Here is a 26,176-nt window from a genome sequence, read left to right as displayed (position 1 = left end):
TCTCGGCCGTCCGGGTGCCGCGAGGGGTCCATATCGTGCCTCTTTGAGCTCCGTAACCCTCCATCCGGGGCTGATCGGGGGCACTCGGTCACATACTGGCCACTCAGGGTGGCACGATGCTGTCGTACGCGCCGGTCGAGGGGACGGTTGAGGCGCCATGAGCACATCGAGTACCGAGCGGCAGCCCGTGGCGGCCTCGCCCATCCTCGCGGATGTCACCGAGGCCCACCGGCCGCCCGTGCAGCGCACCGACAGCCCCGGGCCGCCCGCTGTGCACCCCGAGCCCAGCTCGTCGAACACGGGGTACGCCCGGCATCCCGACCTGACCGTGCTGAGCCTGCCGGAGCTGCGCGCCCTGCGCCGGCAGGCGCAGCGGGACGAGGCCGACCTGAGCTACGTGCGGCGGCTGCTTCAGGGGCGGATCGACATCCTGCGCGCGGAGCTGGCCCGGCGCGGGCCGGAGTCCGTTGTGGGCGCCGGGCAGGTGCCCGCGCCCGAGCAGGGGTCCGTCGTCGGGCGCCTCGCGGAGATCCTCAAGGACGCGCCCGCCCGGCAGCGCTCCTCCGCCCGGCATGTGACGCTCGGCACACCGCACGGGGAGGAGTACCGGCAGCTGGCCGCCCAGATGCTCGCCGAGGTCGAACTGTCGGACCTCGGGGCGCGTACGGACCGGGAGTTGGGCGCGGCGATGGGGCGGCTGGTGCGGTACGAGCAGCAGGTGTCCGGGCGGCGGCAGCAGTTGCAGCGCACGGCCGACGGATGCGGCACGGAGATCGCCCGCAGGTACCGTGAAGGGGAAGCGCAAGTCGACGACCTGCTCATCTGACGCGACGGCCGTGGAGACCCCGGGACCGGCGTGGGGGAGCGGGTTTCCCTTGCTCTCGCCCGATCCCCCTGTTTCCGCTTGTTTTCCGTCTGTCGCCCGGAAGGCCACCGCCGATGTCCGCGTCCACAGCTCCCTCCGCCGTGCCCTCCGCCGCCCCGTCCTCCGCCCTGGCGTCCGCGTCGGACGCGGTGTCGCCCGTGCTCGCCGAGGTGGTCCGCTCGGGGTTCGTGGAGGGGCGGCACCGGGGCAGTCTGGTGGTGCTGGCCGCGGACGGTTCGGTGGAGTGCGCGCTGGGGGACGTGAGCGCGCCGGTCTTCCCGCGCTCGTCCAACAAGCCGATGCAGGCGGCGGGGGTGCTGCGCGCCGGGCTCGACCTGGCCGGTGAGCGCCTGGCACTCGCGGCGGCCAGCCACTCCGGGGAGGTCTTCCACCGCGACCTGGTCCACAAGATGCTCGGCGAGCACGGGCTGACCCCGGCCCAGTTGCAGTGCCCGCCGGACCTGCCGCTGGACCCGGAGGAGAAGGAGACCTACCTGGCAGCCGGGTCGGTGCGCGACCGGGTGGTGATGAACTGCTCCGGCAAGCACACCGCGATGCTGGCGGCGTGCGCGCTGCGCGACTGGCCGCTGGAGTCGTACCTCGACCCCGAGCACCCGCTCCAGCGGATCGTCCACACCGTTGTGGAGGAGGCGGCGGGCGAGCCGGTGGCGGCGGTCGGCACGGACGGCTGCGGCGCGCCGCTGGCGGCGATCAGCCTGACGGGCCTGGCCCGCGCCTACCGCGCCTTCGTCCTCGCCGCGCCCGGCACCCCCGAGCGCCGTGTCGCGGACGCCATGCGCGCCCACCCCGAGTACGTCGCCGGCACCCGCCGCCCCGACACCTGGCTGATGCGCGAGGTCCCCGGTGCCCTGTCCAAGATGGGCGCGGAGGCCGTCCAGGCCGTCGCCCTCCCGGACGGCCGCGCCCTGGCCTTCAAGATCGACGACGGTGGCACGAGGACCCTCGGCCCGGTGCTGGCTCGCGCCCTGACCCTGATGGGCCTGGACGCCCCGGTGCTCGAACGCATCGGGCACGCCCCGCTGCTGGGCGGCGGCCGGCAGGTGGGGGAGATCCGGGCGGCCTTCTGACCTCGGCGGAGCAGCCCCTGAAGGACGGCACGGAGGCGCGACGAGGCCGGGGCGGCGGGGCGTGGAAAACATCGCGACACCCCGCCCCCGGCCCCCCTACTGTCACCCCATGACTGCCGCCAGCCCCGATATCGACGTACGCCCCATCACCGACGCCGAGATCCCCGACTGGGTCCGCGCCCTGAACACCGGCTTCCTGCGTCCCCCCGGCGTCTCCGACGCCGAGATCGCCGACCGGCGCACGTACATCGAGCCGTCCCGCACCCTCGGCGCCTTCGACGCGGGCCGGTGCGTGGCGACGTTCCGGTCCTTCCCGCAGGAGCTCACGGCCGTGGGCGGCGCGACCGTTCCCGCCGACGCCATATCCAATGTGACCGTCACCGCCACCCACCGCCGCCGCGGCCTGCTGACCCGGATGATGGCCCAGGACCTGGCGGCCGCGAAGGAGCGCGGTGACGTCGTGGCGACCCTGATCGCCGCCGAGTACCCGATCTACGGCCGCTACGGCTTCGGGCCGGCCACCTGGATGACCGAGTGGACGATCGACGTGCCCCGGGCCGGACTCGACCCGCGCCGGGCGGGTCCGGAGGACGGCGGCCGGGTCGACCTCGTGGACGTCGACGATGTGCGCAAGCTCGGTCCGGAGCTGCACGAGCGGCTGCGCCGCGCCCAGCCCGGCGCGATCGACCGCTCCGAGCGCTGGTGGCAGGTCACGACCGGCGCTCTGCGCTCGGACGGCCGCCCCTGGACCGAGCCCTTCCATGCCGTCTACCGCGCGGCGGACGGCACGGTCGAGGGGCTGGCGCTGTACCACTGCGACGAGACCTGGTCGGACGCCAAGCAGCCGCTGAACACGGCCACGGTGAAGAATCTGATCGCGGTGACCCCGGCCGCCGAGCGCGCGCTGTGGCTCCACCTGTGCTCGATCGACTGGATCATGAAGGTCAGGAGCGGCTGGCGGGCCCCTGACGACCTGCTCCCGCACTTCCTGCCGGATCCGCGCGCCGCCACCGCCACCACGCACGCGGACTGGCTGTGGGTGCGGATCCTCGACGTCGCACGGGCCCTCGAGGCGAGGACGTACGAGGGCACGGGAACGCTGGTGCTGGAGGTCCTGGACCGGGCCGGAATGGCCGGCGGGCGCTGGCGGCTGGAGGCGTCGCCCGCCGGAGGGATCTGCACGCCGACGACCGAGAGCGCCGATCTGACGCTGGACGTGGCTCAGTTGGCGACCCTGTGGCTCGGCGACGAGTCGGCGGTGCGGCTCGCCGCGCTGGGCCGGGTCCGGGAAGAACGAGCGGGCGCCGCCCGAGGGGCGGACGCCCTGCTGCGTACGTCCAGGCGGCCTTGGTGCCCGGACATGTTCTGAGCGCTCCTTCCTGCCGGTGGCGGGTGACAGGTATGACGCATCCGTAGCTTGCTGTTCGGTTGTGGCTGTACGAGACGGTCTTCAGTTGTGGCTGTGCGGTTTGTTCGGTTGTGGCTGTGCCGACCGTGCCGACTGCGTGCCGGCTGTTCAGTTGTGGCTGTGCCGTGCGGTGCCGGACTGCCGGCTGCCGCTCCCCGTTGGCGTGCCGACCGACCGAGCTCCCGGCTCCCCTCCGGAAGGGAGCACGGTCGTAGGTCTTCCAACCGTCACCCTGGTGGCCAACACTTCGAAAGTTTGGCCATGTCGCTCAAGTTGGCTACCAACTCCACTGCTGTTATCTCCGCTTGGAAGCGGCTCATAACCACCTTTCAGCGAACTGCCGGAAGATGGCGGGAAGTTGTACTGTTTGGCCGTGGACCCGGAACACGCCTCCGCCAATGGGCGGAAGAGGTCACAGCGGCCACAGAGGTCACACCGCGAGGTGGCCGACGAACTGCGGCACCGGATCAAGACCGGAGTGCTGCGGCAGGGCCAGCGCATGCCCACCCAGGCCAGGCTGGCCGACGAGTTCGGTGTCGAGCGCGGAGCGGTGCGCCAGGCCCTGCGCATCCTCCAGTCGGAGCACCTGCTCACCAACGTGTCCAAGGGGAGCCCGGCGACCGTCGCAGCCGGCCCGGTGGGGGCCTTGACCGGCCCCGCCGCCCCGCCGCTGCCCACCACGGCCGCCCTCGCGCCCCGTATCGCGGCCGCCTTCGGCGCCCCCCACGTCGAGATCGACGCCCTGTGCCTGACCGCGATCTCGCTCACCCTGGCCATCGGCGAGCCGCTGCGGCAGATCCACGCCGGGCAACTGAAACCGGCCAAGATCGACGTCCGTGTGCTGCTGCCCAGCCGGGACATCCACCTTGCCTTCCCCGCGCCGGTGGACGCCTCCGACGCCGGCCCGCTGCGCCGCCGCTGGCTGGCCCAGCGCAACGCCCAGGGCCAGGTGCTCAAGCACAACCTGCTGGCCCTGCGCGCCACCCACGGCATCGACGTGCGCGTGAGCTTCCGCGCGCTTCCCTTCACTCCGCCGGTCAAGCTGTACCTGCTCAACGACAGGGAGGCGCTGTTCGCGTACTACACGCTGCGGCGGCGTGAGCAGGAGATCGACCACGAACACCTGGAGTTGTACGACGCGGAGGGCACCCGGTCGATCCTCTTCGCCTTCGAGCAGGGCGCCGACCCGCGCGACACGACCTTCGTCGAGCAGTCCCATGTGTGGTTCAACGCACTGTGGGAGACGATCAGTTCGGAGCTGCTGCTCACGAGCTGACGCCTCCCACGGGGAGTGGCCCGGACGCCGGGGATCCGCGTGTCACAGGGCAGGCCCCGCGAGCAGCACCGCCAGCACCACGGCCCCCACGGAGCTGAGGGTCGGGTTCTTGGCCTTGATGCCGACGGTGAGCAGCAGCAGGCCGATGATGCCCATCGCGCCGTACTTCCACTGCACGAGTTCCTCGAAGCCGACGGCGAAGATGGCTGACACAAGAGCGAGAGCAGGCATGGCGATTCCCCCTTCGGACGGTTGTTGGCCGGGATGAGCGTGGGGGGTGTCGGGGAGAGGGCGAAAACTTCCACCAACTCCATCAAGTTGGTCACCAACTCTGCTTTAGTTGTCCCCACTTGGCAGCTATCTATAAACAAGTTTCAAACAACTGCCTTTAGATGGACCAAAGTTGTACCGTTTGGTTGTGACCCAGGAGAGCGTGGCCGTGAACGGCAGCAGAAGAAGCTCGCCCCAGGAGATCGCCGAGGCCCTGCGGGAGCGGATCCGCACCGGCGAGCTCCGGCCGGGCGACCGCCTGCCCACCCAGGCTGAACTCGCCGAGGAGTTCGGGGTGGAGCGCGGCACCGTGCGCCAGGCCCTGCGGGTGCTCCAGGGGGACGGCCTGCTCAGCAATGTCACCAAGGGCAGCCCGCCACGCGTCGCCGTGCCCGTCGCCGCTCGCGCGGAGCCGCAGCCGACGATGGTCGGCCTCGCGCCCCGGCTCGTGGAGGCCTTCTCGGCCCGGCAGGTCAGGATCGACGCGGCCTGCCTCACGGCCGAGACCCTGATGGTCGCCGTCGGCGAGCCCCTGCGCCTCATCCACGAGGGCCGGTTGCGCCCCGAGTCGATCGACGTGCGCATTCTGCTGCCGTCCCGCAACATCGACCTTGCCTTCCCGATCTCGGTGGACCGGCCGAGCGAGGACGACCCGGTCCACCAGCGCTGGCTGGCCCAGCGCAATGCCCAGGGCCACGTCCTGAGCCACAACCTCAAGGCCCTGCGCGCCACCCACGGCATCGACGTCCGCGTGAGGTTCCGCGCGCTGCCCTTCACTCCGCCGGTCAAGCTCTACCTGCTCAACGGCGCGGAGGCGCTGATCGCGTACTACATGGTCACCCGCCGCGAGGAGCGGGCGGACGACGGGACGCTGGACATGTACGACGTCCTCGGCACGGAGTCCCTGCTGTTCTCCTTCGAGAAGGCGACCGGGCAGCGTGACGCCGCGTTCGTGACGGAATCGCAGAAGTGGTTCGACGCCCTCTGGGAAACCATCACTTCGGATCTGACACTCTCCTAGTGACTTCTGATACGACGCAGACCGAAGCGGTGACAGCTGAGACCGGAAACGAGACCGAGGAACTGCGGAACCTGATCGAGGATGCCCGTGTCGTGCTCTGGGACTTCGACGGGCCGATCTGCCGGCTGTTCGCCGGACACTCGGCGGAGAGGGTGGCGAACGAACTGGTGCGATGGCTGGAAGACCAGGGCCTGCACGGCCTGCTGACCGACTCCGAACGGCAGTCGCTGGACCCGCACGTCGTCCTGCGCGTCGTGGACCGCCGGCACCCCGGCAGCGACCTCGTGGCAGAACTGGAGGCGCGGCTGACCCAGGAGGAGCTGCGAGCCGTTGCCTCCGCGCTGCCCACTCCGTACGCCGACTCGCTGATCCGCACCTGGAAGGCGCTGGACTCGCGCCTGGCCATCACCACCAACAACTCGCCCCTCGTGGTGCGCGAGTACCTCGTGGGCCGCGACCTCGACCCCTGCTTCGCCCCCCACGTCTACGGACGCACCCGGGACCTGGCACACCTCAAGCCCGACCCGCACTGCCTGAACCGCGCCCTGACCGCCACGGGCGCCTCTCCCGCGCAGGCCCTGATGATCGGAGACACCCCCACGGACCACGAGGCCTCCCTGCGGGCAGGCGTGCCCTTCCTCGGCTACGCCCACAACGCCCGCAAGGAGAAACTGCTCAGGGAGGCGGGCGCCACCGTGGTCGTGGACTCCCTGGAGCCGGTGCTGCAGATCCTGCGGGATCGGGCCTGAGCGCCCCGCCGGTTCAGGCCTGAGTCATCAGCAGGGTGAACGCGACGGCCGCACCGACCGCGAGCCGGGTGTCGCGGGCCCGTATGCCCACGGTGATCGCGACCAGTAGAGCCAGTCCCAGCACGCCCAGCCGGGCCCGTACCTCGTTCGTCAGGAGGAACTCCCCCAGGATCCGGAGCAGTTGCAGCAGGATCACGTTCCCCACCCACCCTTCCAGTTTCAGTGAGGCGGCCAACCAGCAGACCAATTGGGCTGGTTGTCTTGGAATGGATGTCCCCTGTCCTGCTGATCGCTTAACGCGGCAGGCCGGATTGACTGCCGGCGAGGTCGAAAGGCCGGTTTGTTGGCGGGCTGCCGGCGGTACCGTCAGGTTGTGGGCGAGGAACGCGCGATCGACGGCGGGGGCAGGGAGTTCCACCGGGTGTCCGACGAGTTGCGGGCCCGGATGGCGGACGGCACGTACCCCGTGCGCTCCTTCCTGCCCTCGCAGCGCGATCTCGCGGAGGAGTTCGGCGTCTCCAGGGACACCGTCCAGCGAGTGCTGCGGGAACTGAGCAACGAGGGCTGGACGGAGTCCCGGCAGGGCAGCGGCACCCGCGTCATCAAGAACCAGCGCATACTGTCCTCGGCGGCCAAGGCCACCCGGTCGCCCCGTGGCGTCACACTGGGTCCGCTCATCAGCGAGGCGTTCGAACAGCCCGACGTGCGGCTGGACGTCTACACGCTGACGTCCGAGTCGCTGGACGCGCACATCCGGCTCCAGGCGGAACGCATCAGGGGCGGCTTCATTCAGCCCCGGAGCATCGTGCTGCGCATGCTCCTGCCGGCCACGTCGCTGCCGCTGCCCTACCCGCGGGCCATGGACGACGAGAACGCCCCCCGCCTGCACGACCGCCTGCTCGCCATCACGGAGCGGCACACGGACTCGCTGCGCAGTGTGCTGCGCGACCTGCGGACGGAACAACTGGTGACCGCGGTCGACGTACAGATCCGGCATGCACCGTTGACCCCGGCCTTCAAGCTTTACGTCCTCAACGGCACGGAGGTCCTCTTCGGGCCGTACGAGGTGATCGAACGTCCCGTGGTGCTCGAGACCGGCGAGGAGATCAGGGCCCTCGACGTCCTGGGGCTCGGGTCGACCCTCACTCACCACGTGCGCGACGCGAACGCCGATTCGCCGGGGTCGGTCTTCGTGACCTCGATGCAGTCGTGGTTCGAGTCCGTGTGGGCGTGGCTGTCGGAATGACGCGGACGGCACAGCCGCCACATGGCTGTGCTGTAGCATGCGCGCACCGCATGAGCAACAGCTCCGCTTCGCATGTATGGCACGCAAGAGGCGGCGTGCAAGGCGACCTCGAAGGTGCGACGCAGGCCGGAGACCCAGGCAGGGGCACACCACCCGTTGTGCCGACGTCGGGCGCGCTCCGATCGTGTCCTTTATGGGGCGTGGCGTACCTTTTTTCACATCATCATTTCCTTCTGAGTGCTTGAGCAACTGGAGCGGCCGTGGGCGCACCTCCTCCCCGTCCCTTTCTCGGGGAACACGCCCTCCGCGACGTCAGGGCGTTCGTGCGGCTCGCGGCCTCGCTGGGCCGGGCGAGCAGCGGCCATCACAACCAGAACCACGTGCTGCCGCTGACGGAACGCATGGCGCGGCTGCTGGGCAGGGAGGCCGGCGCGTCGGTGACCGTGCGCATCCGCCGGGCCCAGGTGCTGCCCGTGGTGATCAGGACCTGGAAGAACGAGGCCGACATCCTCGACACCGTCAGAGGCGTGCTGCCCAACGTTCCGGAGTGCCTGGTCAAGCAGGACTCCTTCGCGATCCACAGCTACGTCGAGGGTGTTCCGCTGTCCAGCGTCTGCGGCAACGGCAAGCCGGTCGACACGCTGCTGGTCAAGGCGCTGGCGGAACTGCTCGCCCGGATGGCCCAGGTCCGCAGGGAGGTGCTGCCCCCGCTGCCGCCCGAGTGGCCGCGCAACGACAAGGACAGCCAGGCGTTCCTGCAGATGCTGGCGCGGCTCGCGGACCGGCAGATCAGGCAGGCCAATTGGCAGGACTTCGGTGGGCTGTTCGCGGCCCTCGGCATCCCCGAAGACGCCCTGATCCAACTGGCCGCGCGCGTGCCCGCCATGGCCAGGCGGCCGTACAGCCTGCTCCACGCGGACCTGCACCGCGACAACCTGATCATGTCGTACGACGGTGATCCGGCCCTCATCTGCGTCGACTGGGAGCTGGCGACCTACGGCGACCCGCTGCACGACCTGGCGACGCACCTGGTCCGCATGCAGTATCCGGGTCACCAGTGGCACGAGGTGATCGACGCCTGGGCCGAGGCCATGAACCGGATCCGTCCCGCCTCCGTCAACGGCCTGGGCAGAGACCTGCGGCACTACGTCGCCTTCGAGCGGGCGCAGTCCGTCTACCCGGACGTGATGCGGGCGGCGAGGGCCCTGGAGGACGCGCCCGACCAGAAGAGCCTGGACGAGGCGACGACGTCCGTCCAGCGGGCGCTGGAGGCCGCCGCCGAACCGCTCGGGCTCAGGAACGTTCCGGACACCGCGCAGATCGAACGCATCCTCTTCCGCTGGCGGGCCTCCCGGACGGCGGGGCGGACCGGCGGTGCCAGGCAGGCCGCGGAGACGGTCTCCTGGTCGTGGGACCCGCGCCTTCCGGAGCGGCCCGACTTCCCCGACTCCGCGATCCGCCACGCCCTGCTTGCCGAGGGGACGGCCCCGGCACGGTGGGTGCTCAAGGGCACCACTCACCTCAACTCGGTGGTCCGCGTGCCCGAGTTGGATGTTCCAGTGGTGGTGCGCCGCAAGGTGGCGAACGTCTGCCGCCGTGAGCCCAGCTTCCTCAGCGAGCATGCCGTACTGCGGGCCATCGAGCAGTCCGGCGTCCCGGTGGCGGCGCCGAAGGTCCTCGCCCTGGGGCGCAGCCACCGGGGGGAGCCCTGTGCCATCCACACGTACGTCGGCCCCGAGGACCCCGACCGCCGGCCCAGCCATCCGGAGCATGGCCTGCGACCGCACGAGGCGGACGCGCTCGTCGACCAACTGTGCGCGCTGACCGGTGTGGACTACCGGGGACTCGACCCGGTCGCGGGCAAGGAGGCCTTCTTCACCTGGCTGTGCGACCAGTTGGTGATCCTTGTGGACAAGCTGCCCAAGGAGTCGCGGCAGCTGGCCCGGTTCCTCGGCCTGCCCGGCGCCTCCCGGCTCAAGCAGATCCTCTCCCGGTTCTGGGTGGTCAGCCCCCGCCGTCCGTCCCTCCTGCACGGCGACCTGAACCCGTGGAACCTCGTACGCCGCGAGGACGCCCTCGCTCTCACCGTCATCGACTGGGAGATGGCCCTGATCGGCGACCCGCTGTACGACCTGGTCCGGCACATGCACCTCACGCCGACCCGCCCGGAGATCCGCGAACGCATGTTCAGGCGCTGGGAACGTCGCCTGCCCGCCGAGTACACGGCCGGCTGGCGCCAGGACTGGCGCGTGTACCAGCGGCTGGAGACCGTCCGCTCCGCCTACGTGGACCTGGACCGCCTGGTGACCGGAGCGAGCCTGGACGCCCCCAACGTCCGCCGAGCCGTCGACTCCTACGCGATGACCCTCGCGGAGGCCACGGGCTTCCTCGGCCTGACCGTCCGCGCCACGGCGAACCCGTACCTTGCCCGGGCTCTGGCCTGAGGAGGCCATGACAGGGCCGGGAATCCGGTCTGTCGGCGGCCACCATGTGCCGGCCCGCAAACGGCCCCCTTGGTCAGACGTGGAGTTCGGGCGGGAAGCCGGTCCAGCGCAGTTCAGCGGGCAGGTGCCGCATGTCGTTGTGGACGAGCACGGAGGACGGCCTGCCGGGTGCGTAGCGGATGACCGTCAGTGCCGCGTTGCCGTGGTCGAGGCCCATCCAGCGCCACTCGGGCGCGTCGAGGGCGGCTCGGACCAGCCAGCCGATGAGGAAGTTGTGCGTGACGACGAGCTCATGGCGGGGGCGATCGCCGTCGACCGGGCCTGTGAATTCCGCGAGTGCTTCCCGGGCCGGCGCTGGACCGCGACCGCGCTCCTCCTCCGGGACCCGGTCGAGGAAGCCGAGCATGGCGTCGGCCGCGTCCGGCGGCAGTTCCTCCTTCGCCGGCAGGTGGGGGACGTAGTCGCCGGCCGGCTCCGACGGACGCAGCGGGACATCGCCGAGCTCTGCGCTGATCAGCTGGGCCGTCTGCCGCGCCCGGGGCAGCGGCCCGTGGTGGATCGCCGACAGCGGGGTGCTCCGGAGCCGTTCACCGAGCAGGGAGGCTTGGCGCCGTCCGCTCTCCGTCAGGGTCGTCTCGTCCGCCGACGCTTCACCGTGCCGGGCGAGGTAGAGGTATCGAGTGGCAGTGCCTGTCATGTCCCGGGTCTCCGTCGGCATCCGTGATCTTGTGTCACGGAAGGACGCCAGGCCCTTCACGCATGGTTCCGTCGCACCCGGCGACCTCGTTCCCGACCGCCGGGACACACTCTTGCAAGCGGGTTGCTTGCAATTGTTAGCAGAGGTGGTGCAAGGTGGAGGCATGGCAACGCTCAACGTCGGCAATCTCGGTGAGTACCTGCGCGAGCAGCGGCGCAACGCGCAGTTGTCGTTGCGGCAGCTCGCCGACGCCGCCGGGGTGTCCAATCCGTACCTGAGCCAGATCGAGCGCGGGTTGCGCAAGCCGAGCGCGGAGGTGCTCCAGCAGGTCGCCAAGGCGCTGCGGATCTCCGCCGAAACGCTGTACGTGCGGGCCGGGATCCTCGACGCAGAGCGGGACCGGGACGACGTGGAGACGCGCGCCGTCATCCTCTCCGACCCGTCGCTGAACGAGCGGCAGAAGCAGGTGCTGCTCCAGATCTACGAGTCCTTCCGCAAGGAGAACGGGTTCGGGACCGCCGAGACGGACGGTTCCGGTGAGCGGGCGGCCCAGGACGGCGGCGCCGGCGACACCGGTGGCACCACCGCCCACGGCGCCCGCGCCGCGGACGACGGCACCGGCGCCGACGGCGGCTCCATACCCGTCCGCCCCGCCGCCGAGGCGGACGGTGGCCGGCCCGCCCCCGCCGGGCGGCGCCGTACCCGTACGTCCGGCGGCAGTGACGCCGATCCGCGGGAGGCGGCCGAATGATCCCAGCGATCCCACGGTCACGGCTCGTACGGGCCGGGCGCCCGGCCCGACCACCGCGGAAACCCAAAACCCTCAGCCACATGCGATCCGGGAGAAGCATCACCATGGCCATCACCGACGACCTGCGCAAGACCCTCAGCGACCCCACGCCGCTCTACTTCGCCGCGGGCACCGCGGACCTGGCCCTCCAGCAGGCCAAGAAGGTGCCCGCCCTGGTGGACCAGCTGCGCGCCGAGGCCCCGGCCCGTATCGACGCGGTGCGCAACACCGACCCGAAGGCCGTCCAGGAGCGGGCCACCGCCCGCGCCAAGGAGGCCGGTGTCCGTGTCAAGGAGACGCAGGAGAACCTCCAGACCAAGGTCACCGACTTCCTGAACTACCTCGACACCGACCTGAAGAAGCTCGGCACCAACCTCGACGCCGACCTGAAGAAGTTCGGCGAGAGCGCCCAGGACCTCGCCCTGCGCGGCGTCGGCGTCGCCGCCGAGTACGCCGTCAAGGCCCGCGAGACCTACGAGAAGGTCGCCGAGCACGGCGAGCAGGCCGTGAAGACCTGGCGCGGTCAGGCCGCCGAGGGCATCGAGGACATCGCCGGGGGTGTCGAGGAGCTCGCCGTCGCCGTCGAGCCCGAGCCGAAGGCGGAGCCGGTCGTGGTCAAGGAGGAGGAGCCCGCCGAGACCGGGGCCACGCCGATCACGGCCAAGAAGAACCAGGCGAAGAAGGGTCCGGCCGAGCGCAAGACCCCGCTCACGGCGAAGAAGCCCACGCCGCCCGCCAAGTAGGCGGTGTTCCGGCCCGTCAGGCAGGCGGTGCCGGGCAGGCGGCGACACGCCGGATCGCCTCACCCGTATGGGCGACGGGCACCCGGGCCGGGCACCCTTGGGGTGTCCGGCCCGTTCTACGGGTACGGTGGCCGCGTAGGAATCGGGAGAGAACGGGCGGTGGGCAACATGCTGATGCTGGGCTTCCAGGGGCTCCTGGGGATTTTGAAGATCGTCCTGATGGCCTTGGCCGCGTTCGGGCTGTTCGACGCCGCGTTCCGGCGCGAGGACGCCTTCCGCGCGGCCGACAAGCAGAACAAGATGTTCTGGCTGATCATCCTGGGTATCGCGCTCGCCGTGAGCTACCTGTTCTCGATCTTCTCGTTCCTGCCGATCATCGGCGTCATCGCGAGCATCGTCTACATCGTCGACGTACGGCCCGCGCTCAAGCAGGTCTCCGGCGGGAACGGGTGGGGGCGCCGCCGCGGCAGCAGCAGCGACGGCCCGTACGGGCCCTACAACGGCGGTCGCTGAGCCGCCGGCCGGCCCCCGGCCCCGGTGGCCTACGACTCCCGGTCCAGCAGGACCACCGCCACGTCGTCGGTGAGCTCGCCGCCGTTGAGTCCGCGCACCTCGTTCACCGTCGCCCGCAGCAGCCCCTCCCCGCGCAGACCCTGGTCGAGCTGGCGGCGGACCACCTCGACCATGCCGTCCTGGCCCAGCCGCTCACCTTCATTCCCGACCCGGCCCTCGATCAGGCCGTCGGTGTAGAGCATCAGGCTCCACTCGGCGCCCAGCTCCACCTGCATCCGGGGCCAGCGGGCACCGGGCAGCAGACCGAGGGCGGGGCCGTTGTTCTCGTACGGCAGCAGCCGGGCGGGCTTGCCGGGAGTGATCACCAGCGGTGACGGATGACCGGCCAGGCACAGTCCCGCACGGCGCCCGTCGGGCGCTATGTCCACCGCGCACAGGGTCGCGAAGATCTCGTCGTCGGAGCGCTCGTGCTCCAGCACCTGCTGGAGCGTGCCCAGCAGCTCGTCCCCGCACAGTCCCGCCAGGGTCAGTGCCCGCCAGGCGATACGCAGCTCCACGCCCAGCGCCGCTTCGTCGGGGCCGTGCCCGGAGACGTCGCCGATCATGGCGTGCACGGTGCCGTCGGGGGTGCGGACGGCGTCGTAGAAGTCGCCGCCGAGCAGCGCGCGCGAGCGGCCGGGGCGGTAGCGGGAGGCGAAGCGCAGCGTGGACCCGTCCAGCAGGGGGGTCGGCAGCAGGCCCCGCTCCAGACGCCGGTTCTCCTGCGCGCGCAGCCTGCCCTCGGCGAGCCTGCGCTCGGCCGTGTCGGAGCGCTTGCGCTCCACCGCGTACCGGATCGCACGGCTGAGCAGCCGCCCGTCCAGCTCGTCGCGGAACAGGTAGTCCTGGGCGCCGACCCGCACCGCCTGGGCGGCGCGCTCGGCGTCACCGGAGGAGGTGAGCGCGAGGACGGCGTGCCGGGGCGCGAGTTCGAGCACGTGCCTGAGCACGGCCAGCTCGTCGTCGTCGCCCGCGGACCGGCCGGGCGCGGGCAGGGCGAGGTCCAGCAGGATGCAGTGGACGTCGTCGGTGAGCAGCCGCTCGGCCTCGGTCAGGTTGCGGGCCCTGCGCACGCGGATCGGCTTGCCGGACGCGTCGAGCAGTTCGGGCACCATCGGCGAGCCGACCGGGTCGTCCTCGATCAGCAGCAGCGTGAGCTGGGTGCCGTTGGCCTGGGTGCTGGCGCGGTTGTCCTTCTCGACCGTTGCTTCCTTACGCGGGGCCTGTGCTGCGGAGGTGCCGTCGCCGTGGGACGCGGTCTGCGTCTGGTCGCACTCCGCGGCCGGGACTGTCCTCTGCCGCGGTACGGGCACGGGCATTGTCCTGGGTTCCTTCCCTCCCCCCGAGGGCATGGCGGGTACGAGGGACCTCGCGCCGCCGACGGGGACACTAGCGGTAGTCGGCGCCGCGGGGGAATGGTGTGAGGCGCGTCGCTCCGGCTTTCGCCGCTGTCATATGCCGCGATCCCTACCGGAGTTGGACACGACGCCGCCGGGGGCGGAATGACGAAGGTCACGTCTCCCGCGGGTTTGGCGGCGGCCAGGGGTGCGATCGGTCACGTGTCCGGGGTCGCCGGGGGCCGGCCCGGGGCCCGGAGTCTCAGTCCGTGTCGGGCCGTACGACGCCCAGGATCGGCATCGTGCCCGCCCCGGCGAGCGTCACCGTGCGTCCCGGCCGCGGGGCGTGGACGATCGTGCCGTCGCCGACGTACATCCCGACATGGCTGGCGTCACCGAAGTAGATGATCAGGTCGCCGGGCCGCATGTCCTTGATGTCCACGCGCTTCAGCTGCTTCCACTGCTGCTGCGAGGTGCGCGGGACGGGGTGCCCGGCCGCCGACCAGGCCTGGGAGGTGAGCCCCGAGCAGTCGTACGTTCGGGGGCCCTCGGCGCCCCACTCGTACGGCTTGCCGAGCTGGGCCGTGGCGAACTCGACCGCCTTTTTGCCCGCCGCGGAAGCCTTGCCGTTGAGCTCGTCGAGGATTCCGGTGCCCAGCCAGGCCGACTGCGCCTGGTCGGCGGCCTGCCGCTCCAGTTCGGCGAGGCGCTCGCGCTGCCGCTTCTCCAGCGTGGCCTCGAGTTGCTCGGCCTCCTTGATCCGCTGCTTGATCCGCTTCTTCGCCGCGGCCTTGGCCTTGCGGCCCGCCTCCAGCTTTCGCCAGCGGTTGGCGGCGTCGTCCGCGTACAGCTTCAAGTCCTGCTGGGCTCGGGCCGTTTCCTCGATCAGGCCCTTGGTCGCCCGCTGGCCCTGGAGCACCCGGCCGGCGCCGTCGAAGAAGACCTGCGGGTCGCTGCTCAGCATCAGCTGGACCTCGGGCGGCAGGCCGCCCGTGCGGTACTGGGCGCGAGCCGCGGCGCCGGCGCGCTCCTTCAGGCCGTCCAGTTTCCGCTGCTCGTCCGCGATCTTCCGGTTCAGGTCGGTGATTTCGGCGGACTGCTTCTCCGCCTGCTCCTTGGCCAGGTTGTAGGCGTCGGTGGCGACGGCCGCGTCGTGGTACAGCTTGTCCAGCTTGGCGCGGACGGCCTGGAGGTCCTTGTCCGGCGCGAGGGTGACGGAGGGGGAGGGCGAGGGAGCGGGGGAGGCGGACGGGGCCGGGTCCGGCAGTGCGCGCGCGAACGCGGTGCCCGGCGCTCCCAGCAGCGTGACCGCGCAGACCACGGTCACGGCCGCCGCGAGCACGGTGTGCCTGCGCCGTCCCATATTCGGCCCCCCAGCTTATTAACCGTCAGTAACATGCGGACGCTCGGGTGATCGTGCCACGACTCGGCGCAAAGCGACAGAGGTGTGGCGATCTCCCCGTCTGTGTGACGAACGACCCGCAAAGATCGTTCCCCGCAGGTCACGGCGGATGCGCGCGGCGCCACCGGTCGGTCGCGCGGGCCACCGCGCGGCGGCCCGTCAGTTGCGCGGCGCCAACGCCTGCCAGTCGATGGTCACTTCGCCCTGCCGCCAGCGCGACGGGCCGTCCGTCACCGGCCAGTCGGCCGCCAGGTCGCGCACCGTGCGGATCCAGCGCTGGCGCGCGCCGTAGGAGGCGTACGGCGCGGCGCTCGCCCAGGCGCGGTCGAAGTCGCGCAGGAAGGCGTGCACCGGCTCGCCGCGGACGTTGCGGTGGATGAGCGCCTTCGGGAGGCGTTCGGCCAAGTCGGACGGGTGGTTCAGGGAGCCGAGGCGGGTGGCGAAGGTCACCGTGCGGGGGCCCTCCGGGCCGAGCGCCACCCACACGTGCCGGCGGCCGATCTCGTCGCAGGTGCCCTCGACCAGCAGGCCTCCGCGCGAGTGCCCGTCCGCCGGGGCGAGCCGCGTGCGCAGCCGCTCCCAGACGGCGGCGACCTCTTCCTCGTCGTACTGCCGCAGCACGTTCGCCGCGCGGATGAGGTGCGGGCGCTGCGGGACGGGGACCTCGAAGCCGCCGTGCCGGAAGACGAGCCCGTCGCGCTCGTACGGCTTCGCGGCCGTGACCCGGGCCGGTTCGATCTCGACGCCCACCACGCGCGCGCGTGGGGCTGCGGTGCGCAGCCGGTGCAGCAGTTCGACCGCGGTCCAGGGGGCGGCGCCGTAGCCGAGGTCGACGGCCACCGGATCGGCGGCCCGGCGCAACTCGGCGCCGTGCACGGCCGCGATCCAGCGGTCCATGCGGCGGAGCCGGTTGGGGTTGGTCGTCCCGCGCGTCACCGTTCCCACGATGGGGGTCCCCCCGCTCGAGCGAAGCCGAGAGTGGGGGAGGGTCGCTGCGCGGGATGTCATGCATACGAGGGTATGGCGCCCGCGGGCCTCCACCGCACGGACGTACCACGCACCCCGCAGGAGCCCCGGGTGGCGGGAACTCTGTTGGTGGCGGGGGCGCGTCACGTGTGGCGTCGCCACGAGGTGTGCGGGTCGTGCCACGCGACGGTTCCGTCAGGTTGCGTGTGTGCGTAACGCCCTGCCTCTGCGGTACCCGCGGTGCGTTCGCGGCGCTGGTTGCGCGTAGGTGTTCACGCCGTGCTCGGGCGCTCGGTGCGCATGCGTTACGCGTCTCGGGGTCGAACGGTTGAGCGAGGGCCGGTAATGATTGGGCAAAGGAGCCGGTAGCGGAAATGGAGTCAGGTGCTCCGGCGTTGGGTCTTGGAGGGCGCTCGGCGCCCCCGTACGGCATGCCCGCAACGAGGAGGAACGCCACGTGAGCCAGTACGTCAGCAGGCTCGGGCGTCGTTCCCCGACGGCACCCGCGCGGCTGCGGCTGCACCGCCGGCCCCGGCGCGTCGCCATGCTCTCCGTGCACACCTCACCGCTCCACCAGCCCGGCACGGGCGACGCCGGCGGCATGAACGTCTACATCGTGGAACTCGCCCAGCGTCTGGCCGCCCAGGGCGTCGAGGTCGAGGTCTTCACCCGGGCCACCGCGGGAGACCTGCCGCCCGCCGTCGAACTCGCCCCGGGCGTCCTCGTCCGGCACGTCGACGCCGGCCCCTACGAGGGCCTGGCCAAGGAGGACCTGCCCGCCCAGCTGTGCGCCTTCACGCACGGCGTGATGCAGGCCTGGGCCGGCCACCGCCCCGGCTACTACGACCTCGTCCACTCCCACTACTGGCTCTCCGGCCATGTCGGCTGGCTCGCCGCCCAGCGCTGGGGCGTCCCCCTGGTGCACGCCATGCACACCATGGCCAAGGTCAAGAACGCCAGCCTGGCCGAGGGCGACACCCCCGAGCCCGCCGCACGCGTCATCGGCGAGACCCAGATCGTCGCCGCCGCCGACCGGCTGATCGCCAACACCGACGAGGAGGCCGGCGAACTCGTACGGCACTACAGCGCCGACCCCGCCAAGGTCGCCGTCGTGCACCCCGGCGTGAACCTCACCCGCTTTTGCCCCGGCGACGGCCGCGCCGCCGCCCGCGCCCGCCTCGGCCTGCCGCAGGACGCCCTGATCCCGCTGTTCGCCGGCCGTATACAGCCGCTCAAGGCCCCCGACGTGCTGCTGAGGGCCGTGGGCGTCCTCCTCGACCGGCGGCCCGAGCTGCGCTCCCGCATCGTCGTGCCCGTCGTCGGAGGCCCGAGCGGCAGCGGCCTCGCCAAGCCGGAGGGCCTGCAGAAGCTGGCCGCCCGGCTCGGCATCGCCGACGTCGTACGGTTCTGCCCGCCGGTCGGGCAGGACCGGCTCGCCGACTGGTTCCGGGCCGCGTCCGTCCTGGTCATGCCCTCCTACAGCGAGTCCTTCGGCCTGGTCGCGATAGAGGCGCAGGCGACCGGCACCCCGGTCCTCGCCGCCTCGGTCGGCGGGCTGCCGGTGGCCGTACGGGAGGGCGAGACCGGATTCCTGGTCCAGGGCCACGACCCGGCCGACTACGCGCACCTGCTGCGCCGCTTCGCGGACAACCCGCACCTCGCCGACCGGATGGGCGCCGCCGCCGCCCGGCACGCGCGGTCCTTCGGCTGGGACGCGTCGGCGGCGGCCACGGCCGACGTGTACACGGCCGCGTTGCAGGCCCACCGGCGTCGCGTACGCTCGCCCCATGGGTAGCGCCACGGGTGAGGCGGAGCAGCAGCGCGCGACGCGGGTCGTCGAGGACGTCCTCAAGGGCGCCGAACTGGACTGGGAGAGCCCGCGGTCCGGCAGCTACGTCGTGAAGCTACCCGGCACCCGCAAGCTGTCGACCACCCTGTCGATGATCGTCGGCCGGCACTCGCTCTCCCTGAACGCCTTCGTCATCCGCCACCCCGACGAGAACGAGTCCGCCGTCCACCGCTGGATGCTGGAGCGCAACCTCAAGCTGTACGGCGTGAGTTACGCCGTCGACCAGCTCGGTGACGTCTACCTCACCGGCCGGCTGCCGCTGGCCGCCGTGACCGCCGACGAGGTCGACCGGCTGCTCGGCCAGGTCCTGGAGGCGGCCGACGGCAGCTTCAACACCCTGCTGGAACTCGGCTTCGCCTCGGCGATCCGCCGCGAGTACGCCTGGCGCGTCTCGCGCGGCGAATCGACCCGCAACCTCGAGGCGTTCGCGCACCTGACCCAGCGTCCGGCTGATTGACCCCGCCCTTGCCGCGGTCGCGGGATCACGTCACTTCCCGTGCTTGCCGTGCGAGGTCCTGCGGCCGTACCGCCCCGGAGTCACCCCCACGAGTTTCCTGAAGTGCCGGGTGAGATGGGCCTGGTCGTAGAAGCCGGTCTCGGCGGCCACCTCGGCCGGTCTCTGCCCCGCCAATAGGAGCCTGCGGGCGCGGTCGACACGGCGGGACATCAGGTACTGGTGCGGAGCGATGCCGTACGCGCCGCTGAACGCCCGTACCAGGTGGGTGGGATGGGCCTGCACGAGAGCCGAGGCCTCGTCGAGCGTGACGCCCTGCGGCACCCGCTCGTCGAGCAGTTCGCGCAGCCGGCGGGCGAGGGCGTGATCGCGGCGCGGGGCCCCGACGGCGAGCCGCGGCCGCAGATGGGCGCGCAGCCGCTCGCCGATGAGCGCCAGCCGGCTCTCCGCCTCCAGCTCGTCACCGGGCAGGGCGAGCGCGGTGTGCACCTGCCCGACCCGCCGGCGCAGCACCGGATCGCGCAGGTCCGGCCCGTCCACGGCCGCCCCGATGAGCTCGTCGCCGAGGTGGGTGGCGTCCAGGTACAGCACCCGCTTGCGGAAGCCGCCCGGGTCGACGGGCGAGCCGTTGTGCGGGACGTGCGGCGGCAGCAGGGACACGGTGTCGTGCGGGGTGCCGTGCTCGTGCCGGTCCAGGTCGTACCGTACGGCGCCGTCGTCCACGATCAGCAGTGTCCACGCCTCGTGCACATGCATCGGATAGGCGTACTCCGTGAAGTGCGCGTGGAACACCTCCACGACGCCCGGGACGCGCGGGCGCCAGGCGGAGACGTTCCGCTGCGGGGCCATGCAAAGAACGTACAAGACGGCGCGGTACGGCGTTCGGGAGTCTCGTCCCATGAACGACGAGCAGCCCATCCGCTTCGACACCAAGATCGCCGTCCTGCTGCGCGAGGACCTGGAGCCCTGGCAGCGCCTGAACGTCACCGCGTTCCTGGTCAGCGGCCTCGGCACGACGGTCCCTGAGGTCATCGGGGAACTGTACGAGGACGCCGACGAGGTGCCGTACCTGCCGATGTTCCGCCAGCCGGTGCTGGTCTTCCAGGGCACCAAGGAGACGCTGACCGCGGCGCACGGGCGGGTCCTGTCCCGGTCCCTGCCGCGCGCCGTCTTCACCTCCGACCTGTTCACCACGGGCAACGACCGCGACAACCGGGCCGCGGTCCGGGCCGTGCCGACCGGCGAGCTGGACCTCGTGGGGCTCGCGGTCTACGGCCCGCGCAACGCGGTGGACAAGGTGCTGAAGGGCGCGCGGATGCACCCGTAGGCACCTGGCACGGTTGCTTGCCTCACGCGGTGCCGACCTCGGTACGAGGCTCGGTGCGGGACTCCACGGTGGTCGGCTCGGCCTTCGGCAGGCGGCGCATCAGGGCCCAGTAGCCGAGGGCGGCGGCCGTGCCGACGGCCGCGCACATGCCCCACAGCCACTCGGCGCCGAGCCGGTCGATGACGGCACCGGACATCAGGGGCGCGACCAGCGCGGCCACCGACCAGGACAGGGTGTAGACGCCCTGGTAGCGCCCGCGCCCGTGCACCGGGGAGAGCCGGACGACCAGCCCGGTCTGGGTGGGCGCGTTGATCATCTCGCCGAGGGTCCACACGCACACCGTGAGCGCGAACACGCCGACCGATCCGGCGAACGCCGTGAGCCCGAAGCCGTACCCGGCGAGCAGGGAGGAGACGATCAGCAGCCGCCCGGGGTCCCGGTGCTCGATGAAACGGGTGACCGGGATCTGCAGGGCGACGATCAGGACTCCGTTGACGGCGATGGCCATGCCGTAGTCGGCGGGCGTGAACCCGGCCCGGCCCATGGCGACCGGCAGCCCGACCGCCCCCTGCTGGAAGACGACGGCGATCAGGAACGACGCCCCGACGACGCCCATGAACCGCCCGTCCCGCAGGACGGTCCACAGCCGGACGGCGCCGCCGCCCTCGTGGCTCACGTGCGCGTCCGGGTCCGGCCGGGACTCGGGCACCTTCAGGAAGACGACGATCGCGCAGGCCATCGTCATCGCGGCCTCGATCAGGAAGCCGGCGAGATAGCTGTACTCGGCGATGAAGCCGGCCGCCATGGAGGAGACGGCGAAGCCGAGGTTGATCGCCCAGTAGTTGAGGGAGAAGGCGCGGACCCGGTCCTCGGGCCGCACGATGTCGGCCATCATCGCCTGCACGGCGGGCCGGGAGGCGTTGCTGGTCATGCCGACCAGGAAGGCGACGGCGGCGATGGCGATGGGATCCTGGACGAAACCGAGCGCCGCGACGGACACGGCGGTGGAGGCCTGGGCGACGAGCAGGGTCGGCCGCCGGCCGAGCCGGTCGGCCATCACGCCCCCGGCGAGCGAGGAGACGACCCCGCCGAGCCCGTGCAGCGCGGCGACCAGACCGGCGTACGAGGCGGAGTAGCCGCGGCCGAGGGTCAGGTACAGCGCCATGAACGTGGCGACGAAGGCGCCGAGCCGGTTGACGAGGGTGCTGGTCCACAGCCACCAGAACTCACGGGGGAGCCCGGAGACGGTCTCGCGGGCGGCACGTCTGAGACTGGCGACGGACATGGACGACCCCCCGGGGATGTAAGCGGCTTAAGTAGCGAGCACAACTTACGAGGAGGGGGTCGCGCGGGACCACTGAATTAGCAGAAGCCGTCAACTGTCGGCCACCGTCGCGGGGTGGCCGTCCGCCCGCTGTCCGCCCGCTGTCCGCCTGCCGGGCGCCGGGGCAGGGGGGCCGAATGCGTGGATTACGCTCTGAGGCATGGCCGACGCACCGTACAAGCTGATCCTGCTCCGCCACGGCGAGAGCGAGTGGAACGCGAAGAACCTGTTCACCGGCTGGGTGGACGTCAACCTCAACGAGAAGGGCGAGAAGGAGGCCGTCCGCGGCGGTGAGCTGCTGAAGGACGCCGGCCTGCTGCCCGACGTGGTCCACACCTCCGTCCAGAAGCGCGCGATCCGCACGGCCCAGCTCGCGCTGGAGGCCGCCGACCGCCACTGGATCCCGGTCCACCGCTCCTGGCGCCTGAACGAGCGCCACTACGGTGCTCTCCAGGGCAAGGACAAGGCCCAGACCCTTCAGGAGTTCGGCGAGGAGCAGTTCATGCTGTGGCGCCGCTCCTACGACACCCCGCCGCCGCCGCTGGACCGTGACGCCGAGTACTCCCAGTTCTCCGACCCGCGCTACGCGGCCCTCCCGCCGGAGCTGCGCCCGCAGACGGAGTGCCTGAAGGACGTCGTCGTCCGCATGCTCCCGTACTGGTTCGACTCGGTCGTCCCCGACCTCCTGTCCGGCCGCACGGTCCTGGTCGCCGCCCACGGCAACAGCCTGCGCGCCCTGGTCAAGCACCTCGACCAGATCTCGGACGACGACATCGCGGGCCTCAACATCCCCACCGGCATCCCCCTCTCCTACGAACTCGACGCCGACTTCCGCCCCGTCACCCCGGGCGGCAAGTACCTCGACCCGGACGCGGCGGCAGCCGCCATCGAGGCGGTCAAGAACCAGGGCAAGAAGAAGTAGCTTTCATGATCATGCCCCTGATCTGCGCCTTCGGTGCGGATCAGGGGCATTTTCACGGTCTGGGACCTCCCTGGAACCTCAGCCCGTGTGATCTTGCGGGCGGAGAGCCTGCCCGAGAGCCTTCCGGGCCCGCTCCCGGCTGCTTGGCATGACGTGCCCTACACCTTCAGCGTCAGCCCCGGATCGGAGTGCGAGGTACTCCGCGAGGGCCTTGATGCTCTCTCCGGAGTCCAGAAGGACGGACGCGTAGAAGTGCCGCAAGGCGTGCATGCCGTGCTTCCGCGCCGACTCGGACCTGGCGTGCCCGACGGGTCGGCACGGTCCCTGCGACTCTCCCGGCTACGCTCGCGCGGGAGCGCCCCGCGGCGCGTGGCTGCGGGGCGCCTTGTGGGGTTTAGCGGGGCGCCTTGTGGGGGTTAGTCGACCGTCTGCCCGTCGTACTTACCGCCCTTGCAGGGGTTGCCCGGCAAGTCGATCCGGGGCGTTCCGCCGCCCTCCTCGCACTGACCAGGGGTGACGTAGGATGGCGCACCCTTTGCGGTGGCGGCGGTGGCGGTGGCGGCGCCTGTGAGGCCGAGTCCGGCGAGGGCTGCCGTGGCGATGGCGGCGGCGAGGATTCGTCGAATGCGCATTCGGTTCCCCTTTCACGGATTGCCTCGGTTGGGGCACTAATCAGCTTGATCCTCACCCATGTGGGTGGCGCGTCATGTTGCGCCATTCGGGTGGCGTTCGCAGGAAAAGTGCAGGTCAGAGGGGGCGAGCGATCCTCGGCGGGCGCTGCGGACGTTATTTTCCCTTAACCGGCACTTGCCCACGTCTGCCGCCTGCCCCTTGGAAGGCCCGCAGGGCAGCAGTCCAGGAGCGGGCGTCCCCGGGGCAGGTACAGGCGCCCTATGCAAGTAAGAAGAGCACCCGCCCTAGCCACTAGCCAGTAGACCGATCCGAGGAGCGAACGGCCCTCAGGGCGACAGATGGCATTTGGGCGGGGCGGCGGCCCCCAAATGCCGTCGGACGATGCTGGCCGTACTTCGCCGACGCGGCGTATGCCGGACGAGGGTAGGCGCCTGAAGGACGCGCGGCCGTAGGCCGCTCGTACCGCACGAAGTCTGCACGGCCGTGCACTTGTCCGCCGTTCGCCGGTATACGGGCCGTCCGAGTGAAAACCTTTGGCCGAAGTGAGCATGTCGAAAGTGTCCGTTAGATTCCTTATGGCTCGACGATGATTCAGGCGACCGGCGCCAGGCCCCATCGGTCATGTGTTCGGGAAAGCGTGACCATCGTTCGGAAGAGGTGACCTCGGCGCCCCGATGACAGGCGTCGCTCTCGCCGGCGGCCTTTGATGAACGCAGCGACCAGTGCCTGCCGCAACCTCTCACGCCACGCGGCGCAGTCCCCACGAGCCAAGCGCCGGTGGCGGCTTGCGACGCGGGTTATCCGTCGGCGACGTCACCACTAGGAGTGGACATGGGGATAAAACCCGGCTTGGCCCGCGCGTTCGTGGTGATGGTCGCGTACGCGTCAGTCGCCGCTTGCGCGACGCCTGGGACGCAGGACTCTGTGAGGTCGAACGCCAGCCCCTCAGCGCATGGCACGCTGATCCAGCCTCCGGCGCTGCCCGGGGCGCAGCCGATCTCGGGGAACGACCGGGTGTACACCGCCGACCAGGCCTCCAACACGGTGAGTGTCATCAATCCGGCGACGAACACGGTGCTGGGCACGATCGCTCTGGGCAAGCCGCGCTTGAGCCCCGGCGCAGACGTGCTGGGGGCCATGTACGACGGAGAAATCGACGTGCACGGCCTGGGCTTCTCCCGGGACGGCAAGTGGCTCAACGTGATCGATGTGACCACCAACGCCGTCCATGTCATTGACACCGCAACCAACAAAGTGGTGAGCACCGTGTACGTCGGCCGGGCGCCGCATGAGGGGTTCTTCTCGCCGGACGGCACGCGGCTGTGGGTGGCGGTGCGCGGCCAGGACTACATCTCGGTGATCGACTGGCGGGCCGGCAAGGAGGTCGACCGGATCCACACCGAGGACGGGCCATCGAAGGTGGTCTTCAGCCCCGACGGCAAACTCGCCTACGTCAACCACCTGCGCGCCCCGAGGCTGGACGTGATCGATGTGGCCTCCCGCCGGATCATCAAGCGTGTGCAGATCCCCGCGGAGGCGGGCGGGTCCTCCGACGAGGCCGTCTCACCCGACGGCCGGGAGATCTGGCTCGGCATGCCCACCAACGGCCGGACCACCGCTGTGCTCAACGCACGCACCTACCGTGTGGAGGCGGTGCTGAAGACGGGGCCACGCACCAACCACCCCAACTTCGTCACGGTCGGCGGCGTCGACTACGCCTACCAGACCGTGGGCGGACTGAACCAGACCTTGGTCTACCGCCGATCGCGTACCGGGGCGCCGCCCACGCTGGTGAAGACCATCCACAACAACGGCCACGGTCCGCACGGCATCTGGCCGAGCCCTGACAACACCAGGGTCTACGTCGCCCTGCAGAACTCCGACGCGGTCGACGTCATCGACACGCACACGAACTCGGTGATCAAGACCCTTCACATCGGCCAGTCGCCCATGGCGCTGGTGTACGTGGCGCGCAGCACTCCGGCCACCAGCACAGACAATCTGGGCCGGCAGGGTCTGGGCATGCGCACGCAGAACCTCCCCCTGCGCGTCTCCGGTAGCTCCGGCCAGGGCACGGCCTTGATCCGGGCACTCCCAGGCATCAACGAAGTCACCATCGGAGCCACTGGGTTGCCACCCAACCAGCAGTTCACCGCCTACGCCGGCGACGGCACCCGCACGACAGCGCTGATGTCCATGATGAGCAACCAGTTCGGCAACATCGACGAAGCCCTGTCCTATTCGTACTTCTTCGCCAACCACTACACCTCCGTCATCCTCAAGCCCGGAACTCCATCCGGCGAGCAGGAGCCAGGCCCGGCAATGTGACCGAGCCCGAACCAGGCAGAAGTAGCCTTCGCGCGTCAGGCCCCCTGCCCGCGGGCTCTCCGCGGGCAGGGGGCCTGTTGCTGTGCTGGGGCTGTGTTGTGCCCCGGGGTGCAGCGCGTCAGGCGGCGTTCTCGGCCGCACCCGGGGGGCCGGAAGGCAAGAGGCCCGGCGCAGCGTTCAGTACTGCTCGGTCTCCACGAAACCCGTGTTCCCGTTGTCGTCCGCGTCGAAGGCAGCGGCGGTCGGGTCGAATCCGGGCGGGCTGTCCTTCAGGGCCAGGCCCAGGCCGGCCAGCTTCGCCTTGACCTCGTCGATGGACTTCGCACCGAAGTTGCGGATGTCCAGCAGGTCGGCCTCGGAGCGCGCCAGGAGCTCACCCACCGAGTGGACGCCCTCACGCTTGAGGCAGTTGTAGGAGCGGACCGTGAGCTCCAGCTCCTCGATCGGCAGCGCCAGGTCGGCGGCCAGGGCGGCGTCCGTCGGGG

Annotated in this window: 26 protein-coding genes and 1 pseudogene; 16 read left to right on the top strand and 11 right to left on the bottom strand. The window is 71.0% G+C overall.

Annotation, left to right across the window (positions count from 1 at the left end; all coding sequences use genetic code 11):
- Window positions 1–157: 157 nt before the first annotated feature.
- The 4 genes from ACIQFZ_RS33270 to ACIQFZ_RS33255 all read left to right on the top strand — a co-directional run bounded on the left by ACIQFZ_RS33270 (window position 158) and on the right by ACIQFZ_RS33255 (window position 4,637).
- Window positions 158–826 carry an AmfC protein gene (locus ACIQFZ_RS33270; RefSeq protein ID WP_402692969.1) on the top strand — a complete coding sequence of 223 codons (669 nt, stop codon included), beginning with the start codon at window positions 158–160 and terminating at the stop codon, window positions 824–826.
- Between the two features lie 113 nt (window positions 827–939).
- Complete coding sequence (locus ACIQFZ_RS33265) at window positions 940–1,953, top strand: asparaginase (protein WP_365419080.1); 1,014 nt, start codon at window positions 940–942, stop codon at window positions 1,951–1,953.
- A gap of 109 nt (window positions 1,954–2,062) precedes the next feature.
- On the top strand, window positions 2,063–3,322 hold the full coding sequence (locus ACIQFZ_RS33260; protein WP_365419077.1) for a GNAT family N-acetyltransferase: 1,260 nt from the start codon (window positions 2,063–2,065) through the stop codon (window positions 3,320–3,322).
- A 406-nt stretch (window positions 3,323–3,728) separates the two neighbouring features.
- Window positions 3,729–4,637 (top strand): winged helix-turn-helix domain-containing protein, encoded by a 909-nt coding sequence (locus ACIQFZ_RS33255; RefSeq protein WP_402692968.1) that lies wholly within the window; start codon window positions 3,729–3,731, stop codon window positions 4,635–4,637.
- Window positions 4,638–4,679: 42 nt separating this feature from the next.
- On the opposite strand, the gene ACIQFZ_RS33250 is transcribed toward ACIQFZ_RS33255, so the two are convergent.
- A complete protein-coding gene (locus tag ACIQFZ_RS33250; RefSeq protein WP_402692967.1) occupies window positions 4,680–4,868 on the bottom strand; it encodes a hypothetical protein in 189 nt (62 codons plus the stop codon).
- 181 nt (window positions 4,869–5,049) lie between these two features.
- Here ACIQFZ_RS33250 and ACIQFZ_RS33245 point away from each other — a divergent pair, with 181 nt between their 5' ends.
- Window positions 5,050–5,928: a GntR family transcriptional regulator gene (locus tag ACIQFZ_RS33245; RefSeq protein ID WP_365776271.1), complete on the top strand. Its 879-nt coding sequence runs from the start codon at window positions 5,050–5,052 to the stop codon at window positions 5,926–5,928.
- Between the two features lie 29 nt (window positions 5,929–5,957).
- On the top strand, window positions 5,958–6,677 hold the full coding sequence (locus ACIQFZ_RS33240; RefSeq protein ID WP_402692966.1) for an HAD family hydrolase: 720 nt from the start codon (window positions 5,958–5,960) through the stop codon (window positions 6,675–6,677).
- Window positions 6,678–6,690: 13 nt separating this feature from the next.
- Here ACIQFZ_RS33240 and ACIQFZ_RS33235 read toward each other — a convergent pair whose 3' ends face one another.
- On the bottom strand, window positions 6,691–6,882 hold the full coding sequence (locus ACIQFZ_RS33235) for a hypothetical protein (protein ID WP_365419065.1): 192 nt from the start codon (window positions 6,880–6,882) through the stop codon (window positions 6,691–6,693).
- A 168-nt stretch (window positions 6,883–7,050) separates the two neighbouring features.
- Between ACIQFZ_RS33235 and ACIQFZ_RS33230 the strand changes: the two genes are divergently transcribed.
- On the top strand, window positions 7,051–7,923 hold the full coding sequence (locus ACIQFZ_RS33230; protein ID WP_365419063.1) for a winged helix-turn-helix domain-containing protein: 873 nt from the start codon (window positions 7,051–7,053) through the stop codon (window positions 7,921–7,923).
- Between the two features lie 260 nt (window positions 7,924–8,183).
- On the top strand, window positions 8,184–10,367 hold the full coding sequence (locus ACIQFZ_RS33225) for a phosphotransferase family protein (protein ID WP_402692965.1): 2,184 nt from the start codon (window positions 8,184–8,186) through the stop codon (window positions 10,365–10,367).
- 73 nt (window positions 10,368–10,440) lie between these two features.
- Here ACIQFZ_RS33225 and ACIQFZ_RS33220 read toward each other — a convergent pair whose 3' ends face one another.
- Complete coding sequence (locus ACIQFZ_RS33220) at window positions 10,441–11,064, bottom strand: histidine phosphatase family protein (protein ID WP_402692964.1); 624 nt, start codon at window positions 11,062–11,064, stop codon at window positions 10,441–10,443.
- A gap of 163 nt (window positions 11,065–11,227) precedes the next feature.
- On the opposite strand from ACIQFZ_RS33220, the gene ACIQFZ_RS33215 reads away from it, so the two are divergent.
- The 3 genes from ACIQFZ_RS33215 (at window position 11,228) to ACIQFZ_RS33205 (ending at window position 13,110) form a co-directional block, all read left to right on the top strand.
- On the top strand, window positions 11,228–11,815 hold the full coding sequence (locus ACIQFZ_RS33215) for a helix-turn-helix transcriptional regulator (RefSeq protein ID WP_365419055.1): 588 nt from the start codon (window positions 11,228–11,230) through the stop codon (window positions 11,813–11,815).
- Between the two features lie 104 nt (window positions 11,816–11,919).
- On the top strand, window positions 11,920–12,597 hold the full coding sequence (locus tag ACIQFZ_RS33210; protein ID WP_365776284.1) for a hypothetical protein: 678 nt from the start codon (window positions 11,920–11,922) through the stop codon (window positions 12,595–12,597).
- Window positions 12,598–12,765: 168 nt separating this feature from the next.
- Window positions 12,766–13,110 (top strand): DUF2516 family protein, encoded by a 345-nt coding sequence (locus tag ACIQFZ_RS33205; RefSeq protein ID WP_361420471.1) that lies wholly within the window; start codon window positions 12,766–12,768, stop codon window positions 13,108–13,110.
- 29 nt (window positions 13,111–13,139) lie between these two features.
- On the opposite strand, the gene ACIQFZ_RS33200 is transcribed toward ACIQFZ_RS33205, so the two are convergent.
- The 3 genes from ACIQFZ_RS33200 to ACIQFZ_RS33190 all read right to left on the bottom strand — a co-directional run bounded on the left by ACIQFZ_RS33200 (window position 13,140) and on the right by ACIQFZ_RS33190 (window position 16,833).
- Window positions 13,140–14,468: a fused response regulator/phosphatase gene (locus ACIQFZ_RS33200; RefSeq protein WP_365419053.1), complete on the bottom strand. Its 1,329-nt coding sequence runs from the start codon at window positions 14,466–14,468 to the stop codon at window positions 13,140–13,142.
- Between the two features lie 280 nt (window positions 14,469–14,748).
- Window positions 14,749–15,849, bottom strand: a complete 1,101-nt coding sequence (locus ACIQFZ_RS33195; protein ID WP_402692963.1) for an NlpC/P60 family protein — start codon at window positions 15,847–15,849, stop codon at window positions 14,749–14,751.
- A gap of 198 nt (window positions 15,850–16,047) precedes the next feature.
- Window positions 16,048–16,833: a class I SAM-dependent methyltransferase gene (locus ACIQFZ_RS33190; RefSeq protein WP_365419048.1), complete on the bottom strand. Its 786-nt coding sequence runs from the start codon at window positions 16,831–16,833 to the stop codon at window positions 16,048–16,050.
- 478 nt (window positions 16,834–17,311) lie between these two features.
- On the opposite strand from ACIQFZ_RS33190, the gene mshA reads away from it, so the two are divergent.
- Both mshA and ACIQFZ_RS33180 read left to right on the top strand, forming a co-directional pair.
- Complete coding sequence (gene mshA, locus ACIQFZ_RS33185) at window positions 17,312–18,649, top strand: D-inositol-3-phosphate glycosyltransferase (protein ID WP_365776265.1); 1,338 nt, start codon at window positions 17,312–17,314, stop codon at window positions 18,647–18,649.
- Window positions 18,642–19,160, top strand: a complete 519-nt coding sequence (locus ACIQFZ_RS33180) for a YbjN domain-containing protein (protein WP_365419043.1) — start codon at window positions 18,642–18,644, stop codon at window positions 19,158–19,160. The genes mshA and ACIQFZ_RS33180 overlap by 8 nt, the downstream gene beginning before the upstream one ends.
- A gap of 30 nt (window positions 19,161–19,190) precedes the next feature.
- On the opposite strand, the gene ACIQFZ_RS33175 is transcribed toward ACIQFZ_RS33180, so the two are convergent.
- Window positions 19,191–20,006, bottom strand: a complete 816-nt coding sequence (locus ACIQFZ_RS33175) for an AraC family transcriptional regulator (protein ID WP_365419041.1) — start codon at window positions 20,004–20,006, stop codon at window positions 19,191–19,193.
- On the opposite strand from ACIQFZ_RS33175, the gene ACIQFZ_RS33170 reads away from it, so the two are divergent.
- Window positions 20,005–20,484 carry a DUF2000 family protein gene (locus tag ACIQFZ_RS33170; RefSeq protein ID WP_376653329.1) on the top strand — a complete coding sequence of 160 codons (480 nt, stop codon included), beginning with the start codon at window positions 20,005–20,007 and terminating at the stop codon, window positions 20,482–20,484. The genes ACIQFZ_RS33175 and ACIQFZ_RS33170 overlap by 2 nt on opposite strands.
- A gap of 22 nt (window positions 20,485–20,506) precedes the next feature.
- On the opposite strand, the gene ACIQFZ_RS33165 is transcribed toward ACIQFZ_RS33170, so the two are convergent.
- Window positions 20,507–21,769, bottom strand: coding sequence for an MFS transporter (locus ACIQFZ_RS33165; protein ID WP_365776264.1), 1,263 nt, complete (start codon window positions 21,767–21,769; stop codon window positions 20,507–20,509).
- A gap of 199 nt (window positions 21,770–21,968) precedes the next feature.
- Between ACIQFZ_RS33165 and ACIQFZ_RS33160 the strand changes: the two genes are divergently transcribed.
- Complete coding sequence (locus ACIQFZ_RS33160; RefSeq protein WP_365419032.1) at window positions 21,969–22,730, top strand: phosphoglyceromutase; 762 nt, start codon at window positions 21,969–21,971, stop codon at window positions 22,728–22,730.
- Window positions 22,731–22,808: 78 nt separating this feature from the next.
- On the opposite strand, the pseudogene ACIQFZ_RS33155 reads toward ACIQFZ_RS33160, so the two are convergent.
- Window positions 22,809–23,018 (bottom strand): annotated as a pseudogene (locus ACIQFZ_RS33155) (site-specific integrase); the annotation flags it as partial.
- A 128-nt stretch (window positions 23,019–23,146) separates the two neighbouring features.
- Complete coding sequence (locus tag ACIQFZ_RS33150) at window positions 23,147–23,362, bottom strand: hypothetical protein (RefSeq protein ID WP_402692962.1); 216 nt, start codon at window positions 23,360–23,362, stop codon at window positions 23,147–23,149.
- Window positions 23,363–24,287: 925 nt separating this feature from the next.
- Here ACIQFZ_RS33150 and ACIQFZ_RS33145 point away from each other — a divergent pair.
- Window positions 24,288–25,691, top strand: coding sequence for a hypothetical protein (locus ACIQFZ_RS33145; protein WP_365419027.1), 1,404 nt, complete (start codon window positions 24,288–24,290; stop codon window positions 25,689–25,691).
- Between the two features lie 177 nt (window positions 25,692–25,868).
- Here ACIQFZ_RS33145 and ACIQFZ_RS33140 read toward each other — a convergent pair.
- Window positions 25,869–26,176 (bottom strand): DNA-directed RNA polymerase subunit alpha C-terminal domain-containing protein (locus ACIQFZ_RS33140; protein ID WP_358909748.1); only part of this gene is annotated, 308 nt, incomplete at its 5' end.

Source organism: Streptomyces sp. NPDC093064, from assembly GCF_044754605.1.
In the GTDB taxonomy this organism is placed as follows: Bacteria; Actinomycetota; Actinomycetes; order Streptomycetales; family Streptomycetaceae; genus Streptomyces.
Note: the sequence above shows the minus strand (reverse complement) of the source record. Positions and strands in the feature narration are given on the sequence as shown.

Coding starts and splice junctions, on each gene's coding strand:
- ACIQFZ_RS33170 (WP_376653329.1), top strand. CDS start 20,005: ATGCAAAGAACGTACAAGACGGCGCGGTACGGCGTTCGGGAGTCTCGT.
- ACIQFZ_RS33160 (WP_365419032.1), top strand. CDS start 21,969: ATGGCCGACGCACCGTACAAGCTGATCCTGCTCCGCCACGGCGAGAGC.
- ACIQFZ_RS33200 (WP_365419053.1), bottom strand. CDS start 14,468: ATGCCCGTGCCCGTACCGCGGCAGAGGACAGTCCCGGCCGCGGAGTGC.
- ACIQFZ_RS33205 (WP_361420471.1), top strand. CDS start 12,766: ATGCTGATGCTGGGCTTCCAGGGGCTCCTGGGGATTTTGAAGATCGTC.
- ACIQFZ_RS33215 (WP_365419055.1), top strand. CDS start 11,228: ATGGCAACGCTCAACGTCGGCAATCTCGGTGAGTACCTGCGCGAGCAG.
- ACIQFZ_RS33260 (WP_365419077.1), top strand. CDS start 2,063: ATGACTGCCGCCAGCCCCGATATCGACGTACGCCCCATCACCGACGCC.
- ACIQFZ_RS33165 (WP_365776264.1), bottom strand. CDS start 21,769: ATGTCCGTCGCCAGTCTCAGACGTGCCGCCCGCGAGACCGTCTCCGGG.
- ACIQFZ_RS33210 (WP_365776284.1), top strand. CDS start 11,920: ATGGCCATCACCGACGACCTGCGCAAGACCCTCAGCGACCCCACGCCG.
- ACIQFZ_RS33175 (WP_365419041.1), bottom strand. CDS start 20,006: ATGGCCCCGCAGCGGAACGTCTCCGCCTGGCGCCCGCGCGTCCCGGGC.
- ACIQFZ_RS33180 (WP_365419043.1), top strand. CDS start 18,642: ATGGGTAGCGCCACGGGTGAGGCGGAGCAGCAGCGCGCGACGCGGGTC.
- ACIQFZ_RS33250 (WP_402692967.1), bottom strand. CDS start 4,868: ATGCCTGCTCTCGCTCTTGTGTCAGCCATCTTCGCCGTCGGCTTCGAG.
- ACIQFZ_RS33195 (WP_402692963.1), bottom strand. CDS start 15,849: ATGGGACGGCGCAGGCACACCGTGCTCGCGGCGGCCGTGACCGTGGTC.
- ACIQFZ_RS33270 (WP_402692969.1), top strand. CDS start 158: ATGAGCACATCGAGTACCGAGCGGCAGCCCGTGGCGGCCTCGCCCATC.
- ACIQFZ_RS33220 (WP_402692964.1), bottom strand. CDS start 11,064: ATGACAGGCACTGCCACTCGATACCTCTACCTCGCCCGGCACGGTGAA.
- ACIQFZ_RS33265 (WP_365419080.1), top strand. CDS start 940: ATGTCCGCGTCCACAGCTCCCTCCGCCGTGCCCTCCGCCGCCCCGTCC.
- ACIQFZ_RS33150 (WP_402692962.1), bottom strand. CDS start 23,362: ATGCGCATTCGACGAATCCTCGCCGCCGCCATCGCCACGGCAGCCCTC.